Here is a 16,006-nt window from a genome sequence, read left to right on the forward strand (position 1 = left end):
ATCAGAATGTCAGAGAACTTAAACCGGGTAAAGTTATCCCAGTGGGATGCGTTATTGGTGGAATCACTCCGCTCCTTGGGGTGGTCTGATGAGGATATTCTTCGTAAAGTGGCAGAGGGCGATTTGCCCGTTGACGAGAGCGAATACCAATTTGATTATAAGCAGCTGACCGCGTTGCAGTCAGAGCAGCCGGAGTTGTTCGGGCAAGCGGTGAAGACAGGCTATCAGATCAAATACAATACGATTCGTGGGATTCGCAGCTGGATATGGGTAGCTCTGGGCAAAGAAGCGGCTCTGGAGCTTGAGGAAGGTAAGGAAGCCGCTGAGGTGGCTTTAACCTTGGCCGAGAAGGAACGTTTGGCCTCTGTGTTGTCCTTCGGTTGGCAGATCGAGAGCGATACGAAGGCAGCGGATGGAGATACAGCTGTCTACCGGATTGCGCCCATTGGACGATAAGCTGAATAGCTACAGTAAAAAACGATTGTTGCGGGGAAGGACTCCCTGTGCACAATCGTTTTTTTTGTTATATTTCTCGCTTAAATGCTTATCATTAATATACGCTTACCGCTGGGTAAGCTACCTCATATTGTGCAGCCTCAATCCAGCTTCCTGTCTTAAAATCTCTGCCCCGGACAAGCACTTTATCGCTATACACTTCCACATAGAAGCCTTGGCTGCCCGTCTTATGTTTATCTTCATTAGTCCAAAGATAGGCGACAGAAGCAGCATTAAACATCGTTGCGATCTCTCCATGGCCAGGGAACATAGTGTTGTTTACCTCCAGCTCCCAATGGGTATGTCCAGTGAATAACAAGGTCTGGGGATATCTCGACAGAATTTCTTTTAATTCCTTATCTTGTGTGACACCATACCAATCTTGCGATTCCAGTGATCCGGCTACGGTGTCTTTAAGCGGTTGATGCAGGAAGAGAAAGATAGGCTGCTCTGGTGAAGCTTGCTCTCCAAGCTTATGCTCCAGCCAATCAAGCTGCTCAGAGGAGAGATCACAGAACTTGGGCAATCCTTGCTCCGTCCCTAGCAAAATAAAATGATAGCCATTGATCCAGTGATCATGATAGGGTCCGGACATTCCGGTCTGTGACGTATACATTCCTAAACGTGATTCCCAATTTCCGAGCCCCACATCATGATTGCCTAAGGTAAAGGTAATCTCGGGCAGGTCGGTTTTATATTGTTTGAGGATACGAAGCATTTCTTCGTATTCAGCAGGGAAGCCGTGGTCTGTGACATCACCGATATGCATAATCCCGCTGCTGCCTTCCCCATGCGCTGCTATATCACGGAGTGCCAGCTCGAAGTTAAGATTGTACTCATGATTGCGGTCAGCAGTGACATGGGTATCCGTAATGATCTGAAAGGTGATAACTGGTTTATCTTCAGGTGATGTGTTCGTACTCATGTTTGGGCATCCTCCTTCATCTATGAACCTATCCAATACTGTTGCTGTTCGCTAATGCGTCTTGCCGCTAATGTTCAGTCCTATGATCCCGACAATGATGACGGCTATCCATACTAGTGAGGATAGGGTTAGCTTTTCTTCAAAGAACAGGGTTCCCATGAAGGAAATCAGGATGATTCCCGCTCCTGACCATATCGCATAAGCTACGCCTACCTTAATCGAGGTGAGAGCATAATTCAGGGAGGTGAAGCTGGCTCCATAGAACAGGAACATAAGCACGGAAGGCCAGAGCTGGGTGAACCCCTGAGATATTTTCATTGAGATGGTCCCTGAGAGTTCGAACACAATAGCCAGCGTCAGAAACATCCATGCCCACATTCCTTCTATTCTCACAGGGAAGTAACCTCAATTCTGAGCTCAGCATAAGATTGTACAATGAGATCTGCATCCGGGAGAATATGTGTTGAAGCACTAGTACCTTCGCTTTCTGCTAGGCCGATAGCTACCTGTACACCCGCTGCTTTAGCCATTCGCATATCCCCGTTAGTATCGCCGATAACCGCTGTGTACGCGGGTTCCACGGCTAACCTTTTGCAGGCCAGCTGCACCATGTCGGGGAAAGGTTTACCCTGATCCACAAGATCTGTTCCAATTACTTCGGAGAAATAATGCCGTATGCCCAGCCATTGGAGATGTTTGTCTGCGGCCTCTGTTTCATCTGCGGTCACCACGGCGAGAGGGATGCCTGCACTCACGCACTCATCAAGAAAACGATGAAGTCCCGGAAGGGAGTGAACAGGGCGTTTCTCTTCTAACATAACATCCGCTTCGAGACGGCATTGATGGACAAGCTCCATGGACTCCGCCCAAGATAAACCTTGCAGATAACCCTGCCATGACAGAATGGCATAAAGATCACTCATAGTCCCCATAGCCAGCGGTCCGTTGCGATCATAATTGGTAATGCTCCCCTGGGCATTGTGTATAGTTCCCATTAATGCAGGGAGCTGCTCTTCTGCAATCTGTAGTCCTTTTTCCTTCATATACTTCGTGAATCTCTCTAAAAAACATTCGCCCCAGCTGCCCCAGAGGGATACGAACTGGAGCAGCGTACCATCCTTATCGAATAGAATAGCTGCTACAGTGTATCTGCCTTGCGGAGTGATGAGCTCAGACATGAAGTCCACCGCCCTTTATTTTAATTTATCAAGCGCTGCTTGTGCCGTTTCTTGTGCTTCCTTAAGTGCTTGTGCTGCTGGGATATTCTCAATTTGCACCTTATCTGCGGCGATTGTCAACGCATCGTTAATTTTGCCGCCAGTTGGGTCTTGGAAAGGTGCAGAACCATGAGAAGCTTGCATCAATGGGACCTTAATCTGTGGATTGCTTTCGCTGAATGACACAAATGCCGGGTCTTGCAATGCGGATTGGCGCACCGAAATATATCCCGTATTAATGGACCAGGACGCAGTATTCTCAGCATTTGTGAAGTAGGTTAGCCATTTTATAGCTGCTTCCTTTTCACTGTCGTTAGCTTTGGATAGAATGCCGGCCATAAGTGCTTGGGCTACGGGTTTGCCCTCACCGATCCCTGCCCAGCCTGGCTGCTCCATAGCCGAAACAATGCTGAAGTCCAAGTCTCCCTGATCGCCGCTGGAGCCGGTGTAGCCTGCGGATTGACCCTTCATTACATCGTCAATCGTCTTGTACCAATACTCCCAGCCTTGACCGCCGGAATGAATTCGCATGATCTTATCCTCGTGAATCCACTTGCGGAACAAATCCCAGGTTTCAATCCACTCTTTAGAGTCGACCATAACTTGTTTTCCATCCTCACTAAGGATAGTGCCTCCTTTGCTGAGTACGGCATCAATCATGTTCCCTGAACCCCACATAGGCTCCCAACCATAAAGGGTGGTTTTGCCGTCGTCTTTCACTGTCATTTTCGCAGCTGCGGCAGCTAGATCTTCCCAAGTCTTTAGTGTGCTAGCATCAATTCCATTCTTCTCAAAAACATCTTTGCGATAGTACATGACCTGCGTTGTTCCATACATCGGCAGGAAGTATTGCTTACCATCAACCTGGCCCTGATTTAGAAAGGTTTGGACAAAATCCTCTTTATTAAAATCTGGCTGCAGTGCCATAAGCTCGTCTATCGGAGCGAAATATCCTTTACGGGCCCAATCTACATTGGAGGAGAGAGCAGCCGCAGGCACTTTTCCTGTAGCGATAGCTGCTTGCAGCTTCTGTTCGGTTTCAGTGTAGTCTGCCTGCGCGATACCTTTGACGATGACCTCTTGCTGAGAGGTATTAAATTTCTGAATCAGTGCCTCCATATTCTCACCAAGCTTGCCGCCGAGACCATACCAGAATTCAATCGTTACCGGCGCATTTTGTGTGGGTGCAGCCTCTGTGGAGGGGGAGGAAGAAGCTCCATTTGCCGCTGTAACATTGCCTGTATTCGCATTTCCTCCGCAAGCTGTTAACATTGTAAATCCGGCAACCAAAGACAGGGTGGACAGTCTCTTCAATACGTTCATCATCATTCTCCTCTTATTAAAATAGAATTGTTAGCTTATCCTTTGCTGGAACCAGCGGTCATGTTGACACTTTGCATGATCGTTTTCTGAGCTAGTAGAAATACTAGCAGCAACGGGGCGATGGTGAATGCGCTAGCGGCCATGATCAGCGGCCATTTTAATCCGTAAGCACCTCCTTGAGTAAAGAAACTACGCAGACCCGCCGAGACTAGCTGGAGATTAGGGTCTTTGGTGATCAGCATCGGCCAGAAATAGTTATTGTACTGATCAATGAAGGTGATCAGGGCTAGCACAGCAAAGGAAGAACGTGTAATGGGGACAAGAATGGTCCACAGAATCCGCATATGCGAGGAACCGTCCACTTCTCCAGCCTCCACTAGCTCATGGGGAACCTGAAGGAAGGCCTGGCGAATTAGAAAAATGGAGAAGACACTTACACAGTTGGATAGAATTAATCCGGCATATGAATCCAGTAGATGGAGCTGGGACAATACCAAATATCCGGGAAGATAAACAGCGGTGGCTGGAACCATGTAGCCGAAAAGAATAACGCCTGAGAACAGCCCTCTGAAGCGGAATTTCATATGCGTAAGCGCATAGGCCATCATCCCGGAATTTATTACCTGCAAAATAACAATCGACACAGCGACAAATATGCTATTGCCCATATATCTGAAGAAAGGGGCTTCGTGCCAGGCGGCTGAAAAATTACTCCACAGCGGATCCTTAGGCCAGATTGTGGGCGGAGACTGCCAGATTTCATCATTGGTTTTTAAGGCGCTGGTGACCATCCAATAGAAGGGGAAGGCCATGATCAGTGCAATAGCTGTAAAAAATAGATGGCGGGTCAGCTTGCCCACGCGTACGATCGTTGCATTCATCAGTCGTTCTCCTTTACAGCAGTTGTTATTGATAATGGGTTGTCCGTTTACTAACCTCTAGCGAGACTACGGATAGCAGCATACATATAAATACCAGAACCATTGCGACACTAGAGGCTTCTCCAATCTGGAAGGCTTCAAAAGCAGACTGATAATACATATAGAGCAAGGTGCGTGTTGATCCTGAGGGTCCACCTTGTGTAAGTACGTTAATCTGGTCGTAAGCCTGTAACGCGCCAATGATCTGTACGATGAACAGAAACAGTGTCGTTGGTGAGATGAGCGGTAAGGTAATGCGGATGAATTTTTGAACAGCATTTGCTCCATCCAATTGAGCAGCTTCCAGCAGATCCGTAGGGACATTGCGTAGTGCTACCAAGTAAAAAATCATCGCCCAGCCTACCGATTTCCATATCGTCACGAGCAAAATGCCGAGCAGTGCCCATTTAGGGTCTTGAAGCCAGCCGATTTTTTCTAGACCTAATAGATCAAGTACAGTATTGGCAAGGCCGATTTCGGGTTCATAGATCCAGGACCACACAATGGATACAGCCACGGTCGGCGTGACCCAAGGGGAGAACAGCAATACCTGATAGAGGGTGGAGCCTTTCAGCTTCCCGTTCATCAGGAGTGCTAGTCCAAGTCCGATCAGAATAACGGGCAGCACACTTCCCGCACAGAATAACAGAGTCACTCTAAGTGCTTTATAGAAGGCAGGATTGCTGAACAGATCCAGATAGTTGGTTAGTCCGACAAAGGTTTTCTCGGGGCTCATGAAGTCCCATTCGGTAAAGCTGAGATAAAATACATAAAGTAATGGCGCTAGCCAAAATACAACGAATGGAATCATTGCCGGCAAGGTGAAGAGCACCGGTTTCAACTCCCCTATAAATCTCGAACGTTTCATTATTCTGTCGATACCCCATTCCATCTTCTGTTTTTTGCGGTATAATTCTGAGGAAAGCTCTTCCGTTCAAAAAAAATTGTACACTCATCGAGCAGCTGCGTGGTCAAGTGGACGTAAAGATCGATGCGAGATTATGTAAAAATTTAAGAGATTAGCGCAGGTAGTTGCTATTTTGTGTAAAATAGAAGGGTAGATTATAAGTGGAATGAAGGTGCAGCTATGAAACAGGTAGCCTTTGGTGAAGAGAATAAAGACTTATCTCCACGCGAGCAGCTGCTGCGTCCGATGATCGATGCGATTGCTCAGACGATGGACCTATATGGTGCGAATTATTCATTCGGGCAGCTGTATGGAATTATGTTCTTTGAAGACCGTCCGATGACGCTTGAAGAGATGAAGAATGTGATGAATATGAGCAAGAGTAATATGAGCTATGGGGTCCGTTCTTTGATGGCTTCCAAGATGGTCACTAAGCTGGAGGAGAAGCGGGACCGAAAGGATCTGTATGCAGTGGAGACAGATTTCTTTCAGACCTTTAAGAACTTTTTTGGGATGAAGCTGCAGCGGGAGATTGATGTCATGAAGCAAGCCTTGGACGTTGTCATTCCTGAGCTGGAGGGACTGGTTCAAGCCGTGGATACGTCTGAGGAGGAGCGGCAATTCTGCCTGAAGGATCTGGAGAAGCTGGAGCATGCCGTTCAATATTATCATTGGCTGCAGCAGTTCGTGGGCGAGCTTGGGGAAGAGAATTACTTCGCAGATAAGAGAAGGTCCTAGACCGTCTACAATCACATATAGATGTACATAATTGTATATAGATCTCCATTTTTGCGGGGTGTTCCTTAAGACGGTTCAGGCTTGAGGTTCGCCCTCTTTTTTATGATAAAGAAACAAAAATAAGAAGAAAATGTAACCAATAGCAGGTGGAACTTCCATAAAATATATAGTTACATAGGGACAAGAAATGTTGTTAAGGAGATTCTGAGATTGAAAACGAAAAAAAATATGCTGCTTGTTATCATAGTTCTACTGTTAAGCCTTGCTGCTATTTTGAATACACAACGTGAACCTTCAACAATTACTATTAACGTAAATGGTCAAATGATAAAGACGATAGCTGCCAACCCAGCCTCGTCTGATGATCTTATGATCCCGAAGGCAGTAGCTGAACAGGCACTAAATACACAAATCGGCTGGCAGAAATCCGGACCGCTTCCGAAAGGCATTTACTACAGAGATCAGGTGGCTGTGCTGATGTATCATCATCTTTCCGAGAAGCCCATGCCACAGTTTCCTTGGGTGTTATCGGTTGATCGGTTCGACGATCAAATGAATCTGCTGAAGCAGGAAGGTTTTCATGTGATCACCATGGCGGAATACCGCGAATTTATGCTGAATAACGGCGCAGTTCCGGACAATGCAGTGCTGCTGACCTTTGATGATGGATATGAAAGTTTTTATGAATTGGCGTTCCCCGTTTTGCAAAAATACGGATATACAGCCGTCAATTTTGTTATCGTATCTACAATTGATCACCCAGATCCGAATAGCGTGCCGAAGCTCACTTGGGAGCAAATGCGGGAAATGAAGCATGCTGGGATGGGATTTTATAGTCATACCTATGATTTACACCATTATGGGATTGTGGATGCCGAGGGCGGGCAGCGGCCAGCTGCAAGTGCTTTGTTATATGTTGATGATGAGAACAGGAATGAGATGAATGTTGAATACTACAGCAGAGTTACACGTGATCTGGCCAAGGCGGAGCAAAGGCTGAAAGAAGAATTGGGCAATACGGATTCGGCAATTGCTTTTCCTTATGGGTCCTACAATGACAGATTGCTGGCTGTTTGTGATTCGCTGGGGATTTCACTGACCTTCAAAATTGAGGATGGGATTAACACTAGAGCGGATCGGAATGCCGCACGAATTAACGGGGGAAGTGAGACACTTACTGCTGCGTTGACGCTTGATCAGATGAAGCATATCGATTTGCCCATGGAATTGACCTTGAACAACCAAAAGGTGAATATGGTAAGGAATTCTCCTGAAATGAGGAAGGGAACCTTGATGGTTCCGTTTCATCAATTATGCAAAGATCTGCATATAGATATGAAATATGATCCGAAACGCCGAATCGTTGAATTGACTCATATGGATGCAGGAGCATGAAAAGTGTCACTTTTATTGATGATGAGATTACAAAAAGTGAGTAATTTCGTCATTTTAGGCGAATCACTAGTTGCTATAAGTGAATTCCTTACTGTAGACTATAAACAGAGTACTAATTGGTAGGCGAATGGAGAGAACTGATGGAATTGTTTAAGCGTTATTACGCAAATTTAACGGTCCGGCGTTTTTTGATTTTAGGATTGGTTGCTCTACTGCTATTCAGTATTAGAGATATGCTTAATTTGGTACTGTTGACGTTTTTGATTGCGTATGTAATGAATAGCTTTCAAGTGCTGCTCACGAAGCGCATTAACAAATATGTAGCAGTTAACAGCAAAGTGATTATTGTTATTCTATACCTTGCCTTAATCGCTGTAATTGTCATAACCCTCGTTAATTATCTGCCTAAGGTTTTCATACAGATTAAACAGTTAACGAATTTTTTGACCAATTTGACCCCTGAGAACATCCCGCAGAATGATATTGTGCAGTATATATTCGCCCAGCTTAAGGATTTGAACTATCAGTCGTACATGAAAGACGGTATTGAATATGTCTTGAAAATAAGCAATTGGGGCACCAGCTTTGTTTTATCAACCATTTTGAGCTTTGTATTTATACTTGAGAAAAACAGGATCGTTAGCTTCACTTCCCGCCTTAAAGAGAGCAAAATCTCTTGGTTCTATGTAGAGCTTGAGTATTTTGGCAGAAAATTTATCTCCTCTTTCGGAAAAGTGATCGAAGCACAAATTCTGATCGCGTTGTTTAATACATGCTTTACGGTGATCGGACTCTGGATTTTAGGTTTTCCTTACCTTTTCGCATTATCCATTATGATCTTCTTGCTTAGTTTAATTCCGGTTGTAGGTTTTGTTATCTCGCTAATCCCACTTTGTATTATTGGTTACAATATTGGTGGCCTAGTCATGACGATATACGTACTGGCAATGATTGCCGTACTGCATTTTGTAGAAGGCTACTTCCTAAATCCTAAACTGATGTCATCCAAAATGAATTTGCCTATGTTCTATACGTTTATCGTGTTGTTATTCTCTGAGCATTATCTCGGGGTATGGGGTCTGATTCTGGGGATTCCGATCTTTGTATTCTTCCTTGATATTCTGGAAATTAACAGAGAGAACAAGATAGGAACTTAGGGATTCTGTTATAGAATAAGTATTAAACATACAAAACCCGGCTAAATGGAAGGTCCATCTAGCCGGGTTTTTTGTGTATGTTACAGCGTCGCTGTATGTATTCCCTTAACCGAAGGAAGTATGGACACTATCTGAAACGATGTCCCTCAGCTCTGCTTTATATGCCGCATACTGCTCGGTTGTTATGCTTCCAGCGGCTAACCGTGAATCCAGTTGATCCGTTAGCTGGGCAACTTGTAGATCGATTACAGCTTCAATATCTTGGCCTTGTTCTGATGCAATATCTTGAAGTGACTTACCGTCATATATGGCCTCGTATAGATCCTCGTCCGTTGGCTGGTTAAGTACCTCCAATAATTCGTCTTGATCCGCGACCTCTGCGGTGGACCATTTTACAGGCGAACTTGCATTAGCGGTAAGACTAGTCCAAGCATTTCCGAAAGACATCACTACAACTACCGTTCCGACTATGATCACTCTTTTTATATCCATTAGAGTCCTCTTTTCTTGTTCTGCAATAACTTATCTTGCTTAAGCATCCGTCTAAAGTATCGTTTAAAATGGGTTCTAACTAGTTATATTGTAACCCGTGAAGCTGAACTGAAGCTTAAGCAATATTAAAAATAACCTAAAGATTTAACACGGCTATGATATAGCGATAATACACCACAGGTATACTTTCCAGATGAGCTTCAATGCATATTTATGCATTGAATCACAATCAAACAAATGGGGAGTGTTCGGAGTTTTGAGAATAACAGCAAAAGCTAAACGTTTTCTATCCAGCGTAATTGCCAGCAGTCTGATGTTTGGAATCATGGTTCCAGCAGGATATGCCGAGGAGCAGCAGCTGGAGATGGAGCAGACATCTTCCGAATTAGAGGCGCATTTTGATGAACAGGTTGAGCTCGACACGCTTTTAAGTCAACCGACTGTAATGGCAGATGTGTACGCGGTACCTAACCATCCAGGAGCATTACTGATTACAGAAGTTGTTCCGGATACTAAAAATGTAAAAGGGACAGATGGAACCTCTGTAGATGGTTACGAGTTCGTTGAGGTCTACAATAATACGGACAAGCCGGTTAATTTTAAGGATTATTATTTCTTTTATAATGACAAAGATACATGGGCACCTAATGGTGATGCTGTAATACCGGCGCATGGAAATATTGTTTTCTGGATTATGAACGGCAATAATCTGAATGTTCCTACGGAGGATTTCATCAAAAACTTTAGTCCTTCTGCAGCTTTGCAGGAAGGAGTGAATCTGTTCCGGATCAACGGTGGCGGGGGGATGGCTAATACTTCTGCGCGTAATTTACAAATTAAAAGCAATGCAGGAGATACGTTAATTGTTTCTGCTTCCTATGGAAAAGAACAGGTGAAGGAGAATAACGGGATCTTCTATCAATATTTGCAGGCAGATAGCTCCGTTATGAACCTCATGGCGAATTCAGGAACGGTTGTGGCTACGCCTGGAACCGTAGAGGCAGAACAAGTGCCTGAGCTAGTTCCTGGGGACAAGCAGCCAGTGATTGAACATATCGCACAGAGTAGTGTTGATCCAGCCGATCTCCCTATCAGTGCGAAGATTACTAATCTGGAAAGCGGGGCAGATGGATCACTACCCGTAGTGAAGCTACAGTATGGCTCTCCTTCTCAGGTGAAAGATACGGTAATCACCATGACCTCAAAAGGTGGGGACGATTATGCGGCAATGATTCCTGCAGCTGCGCTGGAAGAGCCGGAGCTGCATTACAGCATCCGCGTTAACAATGTGACAGAGAGTTATTCTGTTCATGTGAATCTGCCGGCGTTCGATCCGAACAATGTGCCACCATTGTTAATCACAGAGCTGCTGCCAAACTCGACGAATGTAAAAGGAACGAGCAGCGACGCTTTTGAATTCATTGAGGTCTATAACAATACCGATGCACCAGTTAATTTCAAGGACTACAAGGTCTATTATCGTTATCCTGATAAAGGTAACGCTTCTGATGTGAAGTGGCCTTCGACACCAGAGAACTTTCTGATTCCTGCACAGCAGTCCGTGGTGTTTTGGGTTATTAATAGTGCAAATAGCACTTACACTGCTAATGATTTCAATACAGAATTCAACACAAACTTAATTGAAGGCACCAATCTCTTTTTGATCAAAAGCGATGGTATGGCGAACTCAGGCCGCCGGGCAGTCGTAATCAAAAGTAACACGGAGAAAGAAATTTCCTCCGCGTATTATGATGCAGACCTCACCTACGATGGTGGAGCTAAAGGTGACGATACTAAAGAAAATAAAGCCCTTCTATACAAGTATCCTGTCAATGGACTAAGCAAAATGCTCAAGATCAGTACGGGCTCAGCCGTTCCGTCACCAGGCCATACGGATGTAACACAACTTCCAAACACGCCGATCCATGTGGAGCCGGATACGGAGAAACCATCAGTAGAAGATCTGACGGGCGTAACGGAGATTGACCAGTCGATGGGTCTCGATTTGAAGGCTTTTGCTGATGACAATAAAGCTGTTACTTCTGTGGAGGTTAGAGTATCTTCGGACAAGCAGCCGGAGGCTGTTAGCCACAATCTATCCCAAGAATTCAACGACAGCTTGTATCACTTTAAATTGACCTCTGCTGATTTGATTGGCAGAAATGAAATTCAATATTACTTTGTCGTTTCTGATGGAACGAATGAAACACAATCTCCAGTAATAAAAGTAAAAGTTACAGGAGGACAGGATCAATCCCCACTTCGTTTGAACGTGAAGGAGGGGCAATTGATCAATGGTTCTGTGACCGTAAAAGGAACCTCTGCCACCGATAAGGCTGATGATTTAGGCTTGAGCATCGACAGTTTGCTACTGGGCAATAACGAGGCATATACTGCACTTGAGAATGATGCCTACTTTGTATTTGAAGCCAAAAATGTGGATTATTATTTTAAAAATGCCATCACGATGGGACCGGAAGAACTAGGAGATGCCAGTATTCTGTATACCTTTCTGGACCCGATTACTACGTATACTACATTGACTTTTCCTATTTCTTCTGCCGCTTTACAAGTGGGCGCGGATAATGTGATTTACATTCGGGCGGGCTCTAAATCTTCCCCCTTTGACCCTCGTCCTGAGGAGAATAAGGATGATTTTGAAGTGAAAAATGTTCGTCTCCTGCTGGCAGACGGTACCGAAATTTGGGATCCGGCTTATGCAGAACGTGATAAGGAAATCAAGATGGGGGACAGCGCAGGTAAGCACGAATCCCTCGGCTTCCAGTTTGATCTGAAAGCGGATTTGTTCCGTTCAAAGGCGTATAACTGGAATACTAAAGAAGTACCTGACGGAGAACATAAAGTAACGCTTACCGAAGGTGGAACGAAAGTATCATCAAACGTGATTGTCGATAACACGCCACCATCCATTAAAGCATCGATAGAAGAAGGACAAACTTACCGTGGCAATTTTGAAATTGCTGCTGAAGTTAAGGATACCTATGCGGGTGTAGATAAGGTCAGTGTAAAGCTGGACGGTAATGTCATTGAACTGCCCTATGCTACTTCATCCGGGAAGTTATCCGCTGGGGATCATACGCTTTCTATCACAGCCTTGGATAAGATCGGCAATCAGGCAGAAAAGGTAATTGCATTCCATGTGCCGAATGAGAATCCATTTGCACCACTGCTTATTTCTCCTACGAACTGGGAGACTGCTGTAGGTACTAATCCGACTTTAAAGGTTAAGGTTGAAGATCCTAATCAGGATAAGATAAACGTTACCTTCTTTAGAGGATTCAAGTACGATGCTAACCATCCAGAGCACGGCTTTGCTGGGTTTATAAACGCATCCGATACAGAGCCGCCGAAACAATCCGAACCTGCGGGCGAACAAGCGCTTAGCGGTGACGACTACAGTAAAATAAGTGCGGTGGACGGACAATATTTAATTAATGATGCTGTTGATCAATTCCCTTATCAGCGTTATGAAATTAAGCTGGATGAGTCGGTTAAGGCGTCAGATCGTGTAGATATTAAATGGAAAGGGAATTCGTTGCCGGGACGTAAAGTAAGTCTCTACGCTTGGAGCCCTGCTCAACAAAAATGGGTACAGCTGGATCATTTAATCGCTGGAACAGAGGATTTTGAGCTGAAATCCACGGTTACAGCTGGAGCATATGCTAATGGAAATAGCATTGCTGTAATGGTTCAGGACGAAATTGCTTCTGTGGCTAAGACAGCACCTACAGTAACACAAGATACGTATGATTTCTCTTTTGTATGGATGTCTGATACACAATATTATTCACAGAGCTACCCTTACATTTACCGTAAAAATGTAGAATGGATAGCTGACAACAAAGAGAGCTTGAACCTGAAATATGTAATCCATACAGGAGATGTCGTGGATAAATCCTATCAGGAGTATGAGTGGAAGGAAGCTGACCGGAACATGAAGGTTCTGGAGGAAGCTAACATTCCTTATGGTGTTCTTGCGGGTAATCATGACGTAGGCCATCAAACCGGGGATTACACGAAGTTCTGGGAGTATTTTGGGGAGTGGAGATTCAAGAATATGCCGACCTTCGGTGGCTCTTATGACAACAACAGGGGCCATTACGATTTAGTGTCTGCGAACGGAAATGATTTTGTTATTGTATACATGGGCTGGGGATTGGCTGAGGAAGAAATCGAATGGATGAATGAGATCGTTGCCCGTTATCCAGAGCGTAAAGCGATTCTTTGTCTCCATGAATATTTGCTGGTTTCTAATAACCGTGCACCTATTGCGGATAAGATTTTTGAGATGGTTGTGAAACCTAACAAAAACGTAATCGCAGCACTGTCCGGCCATTATCATGATGCTGAGCTTAAGGTGGACGAGCTGGATGATAACGGTGACGGTATTCCAGACCGCAGTGTCTATCAAATGCTGGCAGATTATCAAGGTGCTGAAGAAGGAGGCCTTGGCTATATCCGTCTGCTTCAGTTCGATGTTGCTAATAACAAACTTCGCGTGAAGACTTATTCGCCTTATTTGGATGATTATAACTACTATGATGAAGACGAATATCCAGGCAAAGATGAGTTCGTTCTGGATCTGGATCTACAGCCTGTGACTAAACGTGTGGCTACCGACTATATCGGAGTCAAGGTTTACAGCGATCAGGAAATTTCGGCCAATCAACAAGTAGAGAGTGGCGCGGAGACTCAGGTCATTTGGAGTAAGCTAAATCCGGATAGCTACTACCAATGGTACACAAAGGTTGAGGATGATCACTCCGGCAGTGTGCTTTCAGATATCTGGGGCTTTTACACTGGAAAAGAGGATGTGACGCCGACACCAGAGGTGACACCAACACCGTCGCCAGAGGTAACGCCGACACCTGAGGTATCGCCATCGCCAGAAGTGACGCCGACACCAACACCTGAGGTGACAACGGCACCTCCAGTAGTTTCACCAGTGCCAATAGTGACTCCAACGCCTACCACCACACCGGTAGCGGAAAAAGGAAACATTGAACTTACATTAGGAAGTAATGGAACGTATACAGCTGATCCGTCAGCCTTGAAGAAGCGGATAGAAGAAGCTGCTACAGGGGGAAGCCTAAAGATTAGCGTAGGCGGAGCCGCTTCGGCTCAAGGTCAGATTAGAATTGCTCTTGATGCAGCGAGTATACAACAGGCTATCGATAAGAAGCTGAACCTGAATATTGTGTCTTCTAACGTTACATTGAGCGTACCGACAAGCTCCTTACCAGCCATCCCGGCAGGCAGTGATATGCTGCTACTAAGCATTGATATGAGTATGATTTCTGTACAGGCCAATGTCGCTGGAATGGGTCCAGCTAGAGCTACCGTTACGATGAACCTCAGTACATCAGCAGGCGGCAAAGAAACAGCTATCCATCAGCTTAAAGGTGCTGTTACGGTTACCTTGACGCTGACTAAGGAACAGTTTGCTAAGCTCGATACGGATTTTGCGGGTGTCTATTATGTAAATGGCAGCACGTTGGAATATTTGGGTGGAGTGTTTAAGGATAATACCGTTACCTTCACAACAAATCACTTTTCCTCCTTTGCGGTGCTGGAATACCATAAGCAATTTAGGGATACTGCTGGCCACTGGGCAGAGTCGTATATTTCCAAGCTGACGGCTAAGCATGTGATTAAAGGGATTGACGATACGCATTATGGACCACAGGCGAATGTAACCCGCGCAGACTTTGTTACACTGGCCATTCGTTCTCTCGGATTGGATGAGGCAAGTGGAGCTATCGCCCAGAGTGCTTTCGCAGATGTATCTAAAGATGCTTATTATGCACAGTCGATAGACAAAGCTGTCCAGCTTGGATTGATCCAAGGCAGTGATGGCAAGTTCCGCCCTAAAGATGCAATTACCCGTGAGGAAGCGGCAGTTGTCTTGCAGAAACTGATGCAGTATAAAGCTGGATCGCAAGCTTCCGTTGCTGCTACTGCAAGCTTCAAGGATATGAATAGCGTATCTGAGTGGGCGAAGCAAGCAGTCATTGATTTACAGGCTAAGGGAATCCTTGACGGCAAGGACAACAATAACTTTGACCCTCGTGGTAAAGTAACCCGCGCTGAAATCGCAAAACTGTTATATGGAATAATTAATTTATAAGATTGGATGGCAAAGGCAGGCAGAGGTGACTCTGGTCTGCTTTTTGTCATTTTTGGCGTGTAGTCTTCATGTTCTTCTATGAAAAAAAGGAAATTCTCACTACTCATATGATTTTTCATATATAATATTTTGGATTAATTTTTAATTTTCAAATTTTTCGAAATAAAAGATAGATTGCAAGGAGTGCAAGTGAAATTAAATATCTCCAATCTGCCACTTCAGGAATCGGGTAAAATATATTTACCGGTTAGAGCGTTATTTACCGGCCGTATAATCTTTTATGCAGGTT

Annotated in this window: 12 protein-coding genes; 5 read left to right on the forward strand and 7 right to left on the reverse strand. The window is 44.8% G+C overall.

What is annotated here, in order from left to right:
* The first annotated feature begins 6 nt into the window (after positions 1 to 6).
* Complete coding sequence (locus tag NYE35_RS01775) at positions 7 to 456, forward strand: hypothetical protein (protein WP_036687301.1); 450 nt, start codon at positions 7 to 9, stop codon at positions 454 to 456.
* A gap of 94 nt (positions 457 to 550) precedes the next feature.
* Here the strand turns inward: NYE35_RS01775 and NYE35_RS01780 are convergent, their stop codons facing one another.
* Genes NYE35_RS01780 through NYE35_RS01805 form a run of 6 tightly spaced genes read right to left on the reverse strand, consistent with a single transcriptional unit; the run spans position 551 to position 5,748 of the window.
* Positions 551 to 1,420, reverse strand: coding sequence for a metallophosphoesterase family protein (locus NYE35_RS01780; RefSeq protein WP_036687304.1), 870 nt, complete (start codon positions 1,418 to 1,420; stop codon positions 551 to 553).
* 51 nt (positions 1,421 to 1,471) lie between these two features.
* Positions 1,472 to 1,798 carry a DMT family transporter gene (locus NYE35_RS01785; protein WP_076107439.1) on the reverse strand — a complete coding sequence of 109 codons (327 nt, stop codon included), beginning with the start codon at positions 1,796 to 1,798 and terminating at the stop codon, positions 1,472 to 1,474.
* Between the two features lie 11 nt (positions 1,799 to 1,809).
* Complete coding sequence (locus NYE35_RS01790) at positions 1,810 to 2,598, reverse strand: HAD family hydrolase (RefSeq protein WP_076107347.1); 789 nt, start codon at positions 2,596 to 2,598, stop codon at positions 1,810 to 1,812.
* A gap of 15 nt (positions 2,599 to 2,613) precedes the next feature.
* Positions 2,614 to 3,960: an ABC transporter substrate-binding protein gene (locus NYE35_RS01795; protein ID WP_081393476.1), complete on the reverse strand. Its 1,347-nt coding sequence runs from the start codon at positions 3,958 to 3,960 to the stop codon at positions 2,614 to 2,616.
* Between the two features lie 35 nt (positions 3,961 to 3,995).
* Positions 3,996 to 4,841, reverse strand: coding sequence for a carbohydrate ABC transporter permease (locus NYE35_RS01800; RefSeq protein WP_051491496.1), 846 nt, complete (start codon positions 4,839 to 4,841; stop codon positions 3,996 to 3,998).
* A gap of 25 nt (positions 4,842 to 4,866) precedes the next feature.
* Positions 4,867 to 5,748, reverse strand: a complete 882-nt coding sequence (locus NYE35_RS01805) for a carbohydrate ABC transporter permease (RefSeq protein ID WP_076107350.1) — start codon at positions 5,746 to 5,748, stop codon at positions 4,867 to 4,869.
* Positions 5,749 to 5,967: 219 nt separating this feature from the next.
* Between NYE35_RS01805 and NYE35_RS01810 the strand changes: the two genes are divergently transcribed.
* From NYE35_RS01810 to NYE35_RS01820, 3 genes are all read left to right on the forward strand, one after another.
* Positions 5,968 to 6,525, forward strand: a complete 558-nt coding sequence (locus NYE35_RS01810) for a GbsR/MarR family transcriptional regulator (protein WP_076297246.1) — start codon at positions 5,968 to 5,970, stop codon at positions 6,523 to 6,525.
* A 210-nt stretch (positions 6,526 to 6,735) separates the two neighbouring features.
* On the forward strand, positions 6,736 to 7,920 hold the full coding sequence (locus tag NYE35_RS01815; protein ID WP_081384015.1) for a polysaccharide deacetylase family protein: 1,185 nt from the start codon (positions 6,736 to 6,738) through the stop codon (positions 7,918 to 7,920).
* Between the two features lie 140 nt (positions 7,921 to 8,060).
* Entirely contained in the window at positions 8,061 to 9,077 is a 1,017-nt protein-coding gene (locus NYE35_RS01820; protein WP_036687315.1) for an AI-2E family transporter, read from the forward strand.
* A gap of 105 nt (positions 9,078 to 9,182) precedes the next feature.
* Here the strand turns inward: NYE35_RS01820 and NYE35_RS01825 are convergent, their stop codons facing one another.
* Positions 9,183 to 9,569: a hypothetical protein gene (locus tag NYE35_RS01825; protein WP_038568262.1), complete on the reverse strand. Its 387-nt coding sequence runs from the start codon at positions 9,567 to 9,569 to the stop codon at positions 9,183 to 9,185.
* 256 nt (positions 9,570 to 9,825) lie between these two features.
* Between NYE35_RS01825 and NYE35_RS01830 the strand changes: the two genes are divergently transcribed.
* A complete protein-coding gene (locus tag NYE35_RS01830; RefSeq protein WP_341120037.1) occupies positions 9,826 to 15,717 on the forward strand; it encodes an S-layer homology domain-containing protein in 5,892 nt (1,963 codons plus the stop codon).
* Positions 15,718 to 16,006 lie beyond the last annotated feature (289 nt).

Origin of the sequence: Paenibacillus sp. FSL L8-0494, from assembly GCF_038003695.1 — a bacterium.
In the GTDB taxonomy this organism is placed as follows: domain Bacteria; phylum Bacillota; class Bacilli; order Paenibacillales; family Paenibacillaceae; genus Paenibacillus_AQ; species Paenibacillus_AQ odorifer.

Bases quoted from the DNA above. Each gene is read 5' to 3' on its own strand.
- NYE35_RS01820 (WP_036687315.1), top strand. From the start codon at position 8,061: ATGGAATTGTTTAAGCGTTATTACGCAAATTTAACGGTCCGGCGTTTT.
- NYE35_RS01775 (WP_036687301.1), top strand. From the start codon at position 7: ATGTCAGAGAACTTAAACCGGGTAAAGTTATCCCAGTGGGATGCGTTA.
- NYE35_RS01810 (WP_076297246.1), top strand. From the start codon at position 5,968: ATGAAACAGGTAGCCTTTGGTGAAGAGAATAAAGACTTATCTCCACGC.
- NYE35_RS01795 (WP_081393476.1), bottom strand. From the start codon at position 3,960: ATGAACGTATTGAAGAGACTGTCCACCCTGTCTTTGGTTGCCGGATTT.
- NYE35_RS01800 (WP_051491496.1), bottom strand. From the start codon at position 4,841: ATGAATGCAACGATCGTACGCGTGGGCAAGCTGACCCGCCATCTATTT.
- NYE35_RS01825 (WP_038568262.1), bottom strand. From the start codon at position 9,569: ATGGATATAAAAAGAGTGATCATAGTCGGAACGGTAGTTGTAGTGATG.
- NYE35_RS01785 (WP_076107439.1), bottom strand. From the start codon at position 1,798: ATGTGGGCATGGATGTTTCTGACGCTGGCTATTGTGTTCGAACTCTCA.
- NYE35_RS01805 (WP_076107350.1), bottom strand. From the start codon at position 5,748: ATGAAACGTTCGAGATTTATAGGGGAGTTGAAACCGGTGCTCTTCACC.
- NYE35_RS01780 (WP_036687304.1), bottom strand. From the start codon at position 1,420: ATGAGTACGAACACATCACCTGAAGATAAACCAGTTATCACCTTTCAG.
- NYE35_RS01790 (WP_076107347.1), bottom strand. From the start codon at position 2,598: ATGTCTGAGCTCATCACTCCGCAAGGCAGATACACTGTAGCAGCTATT.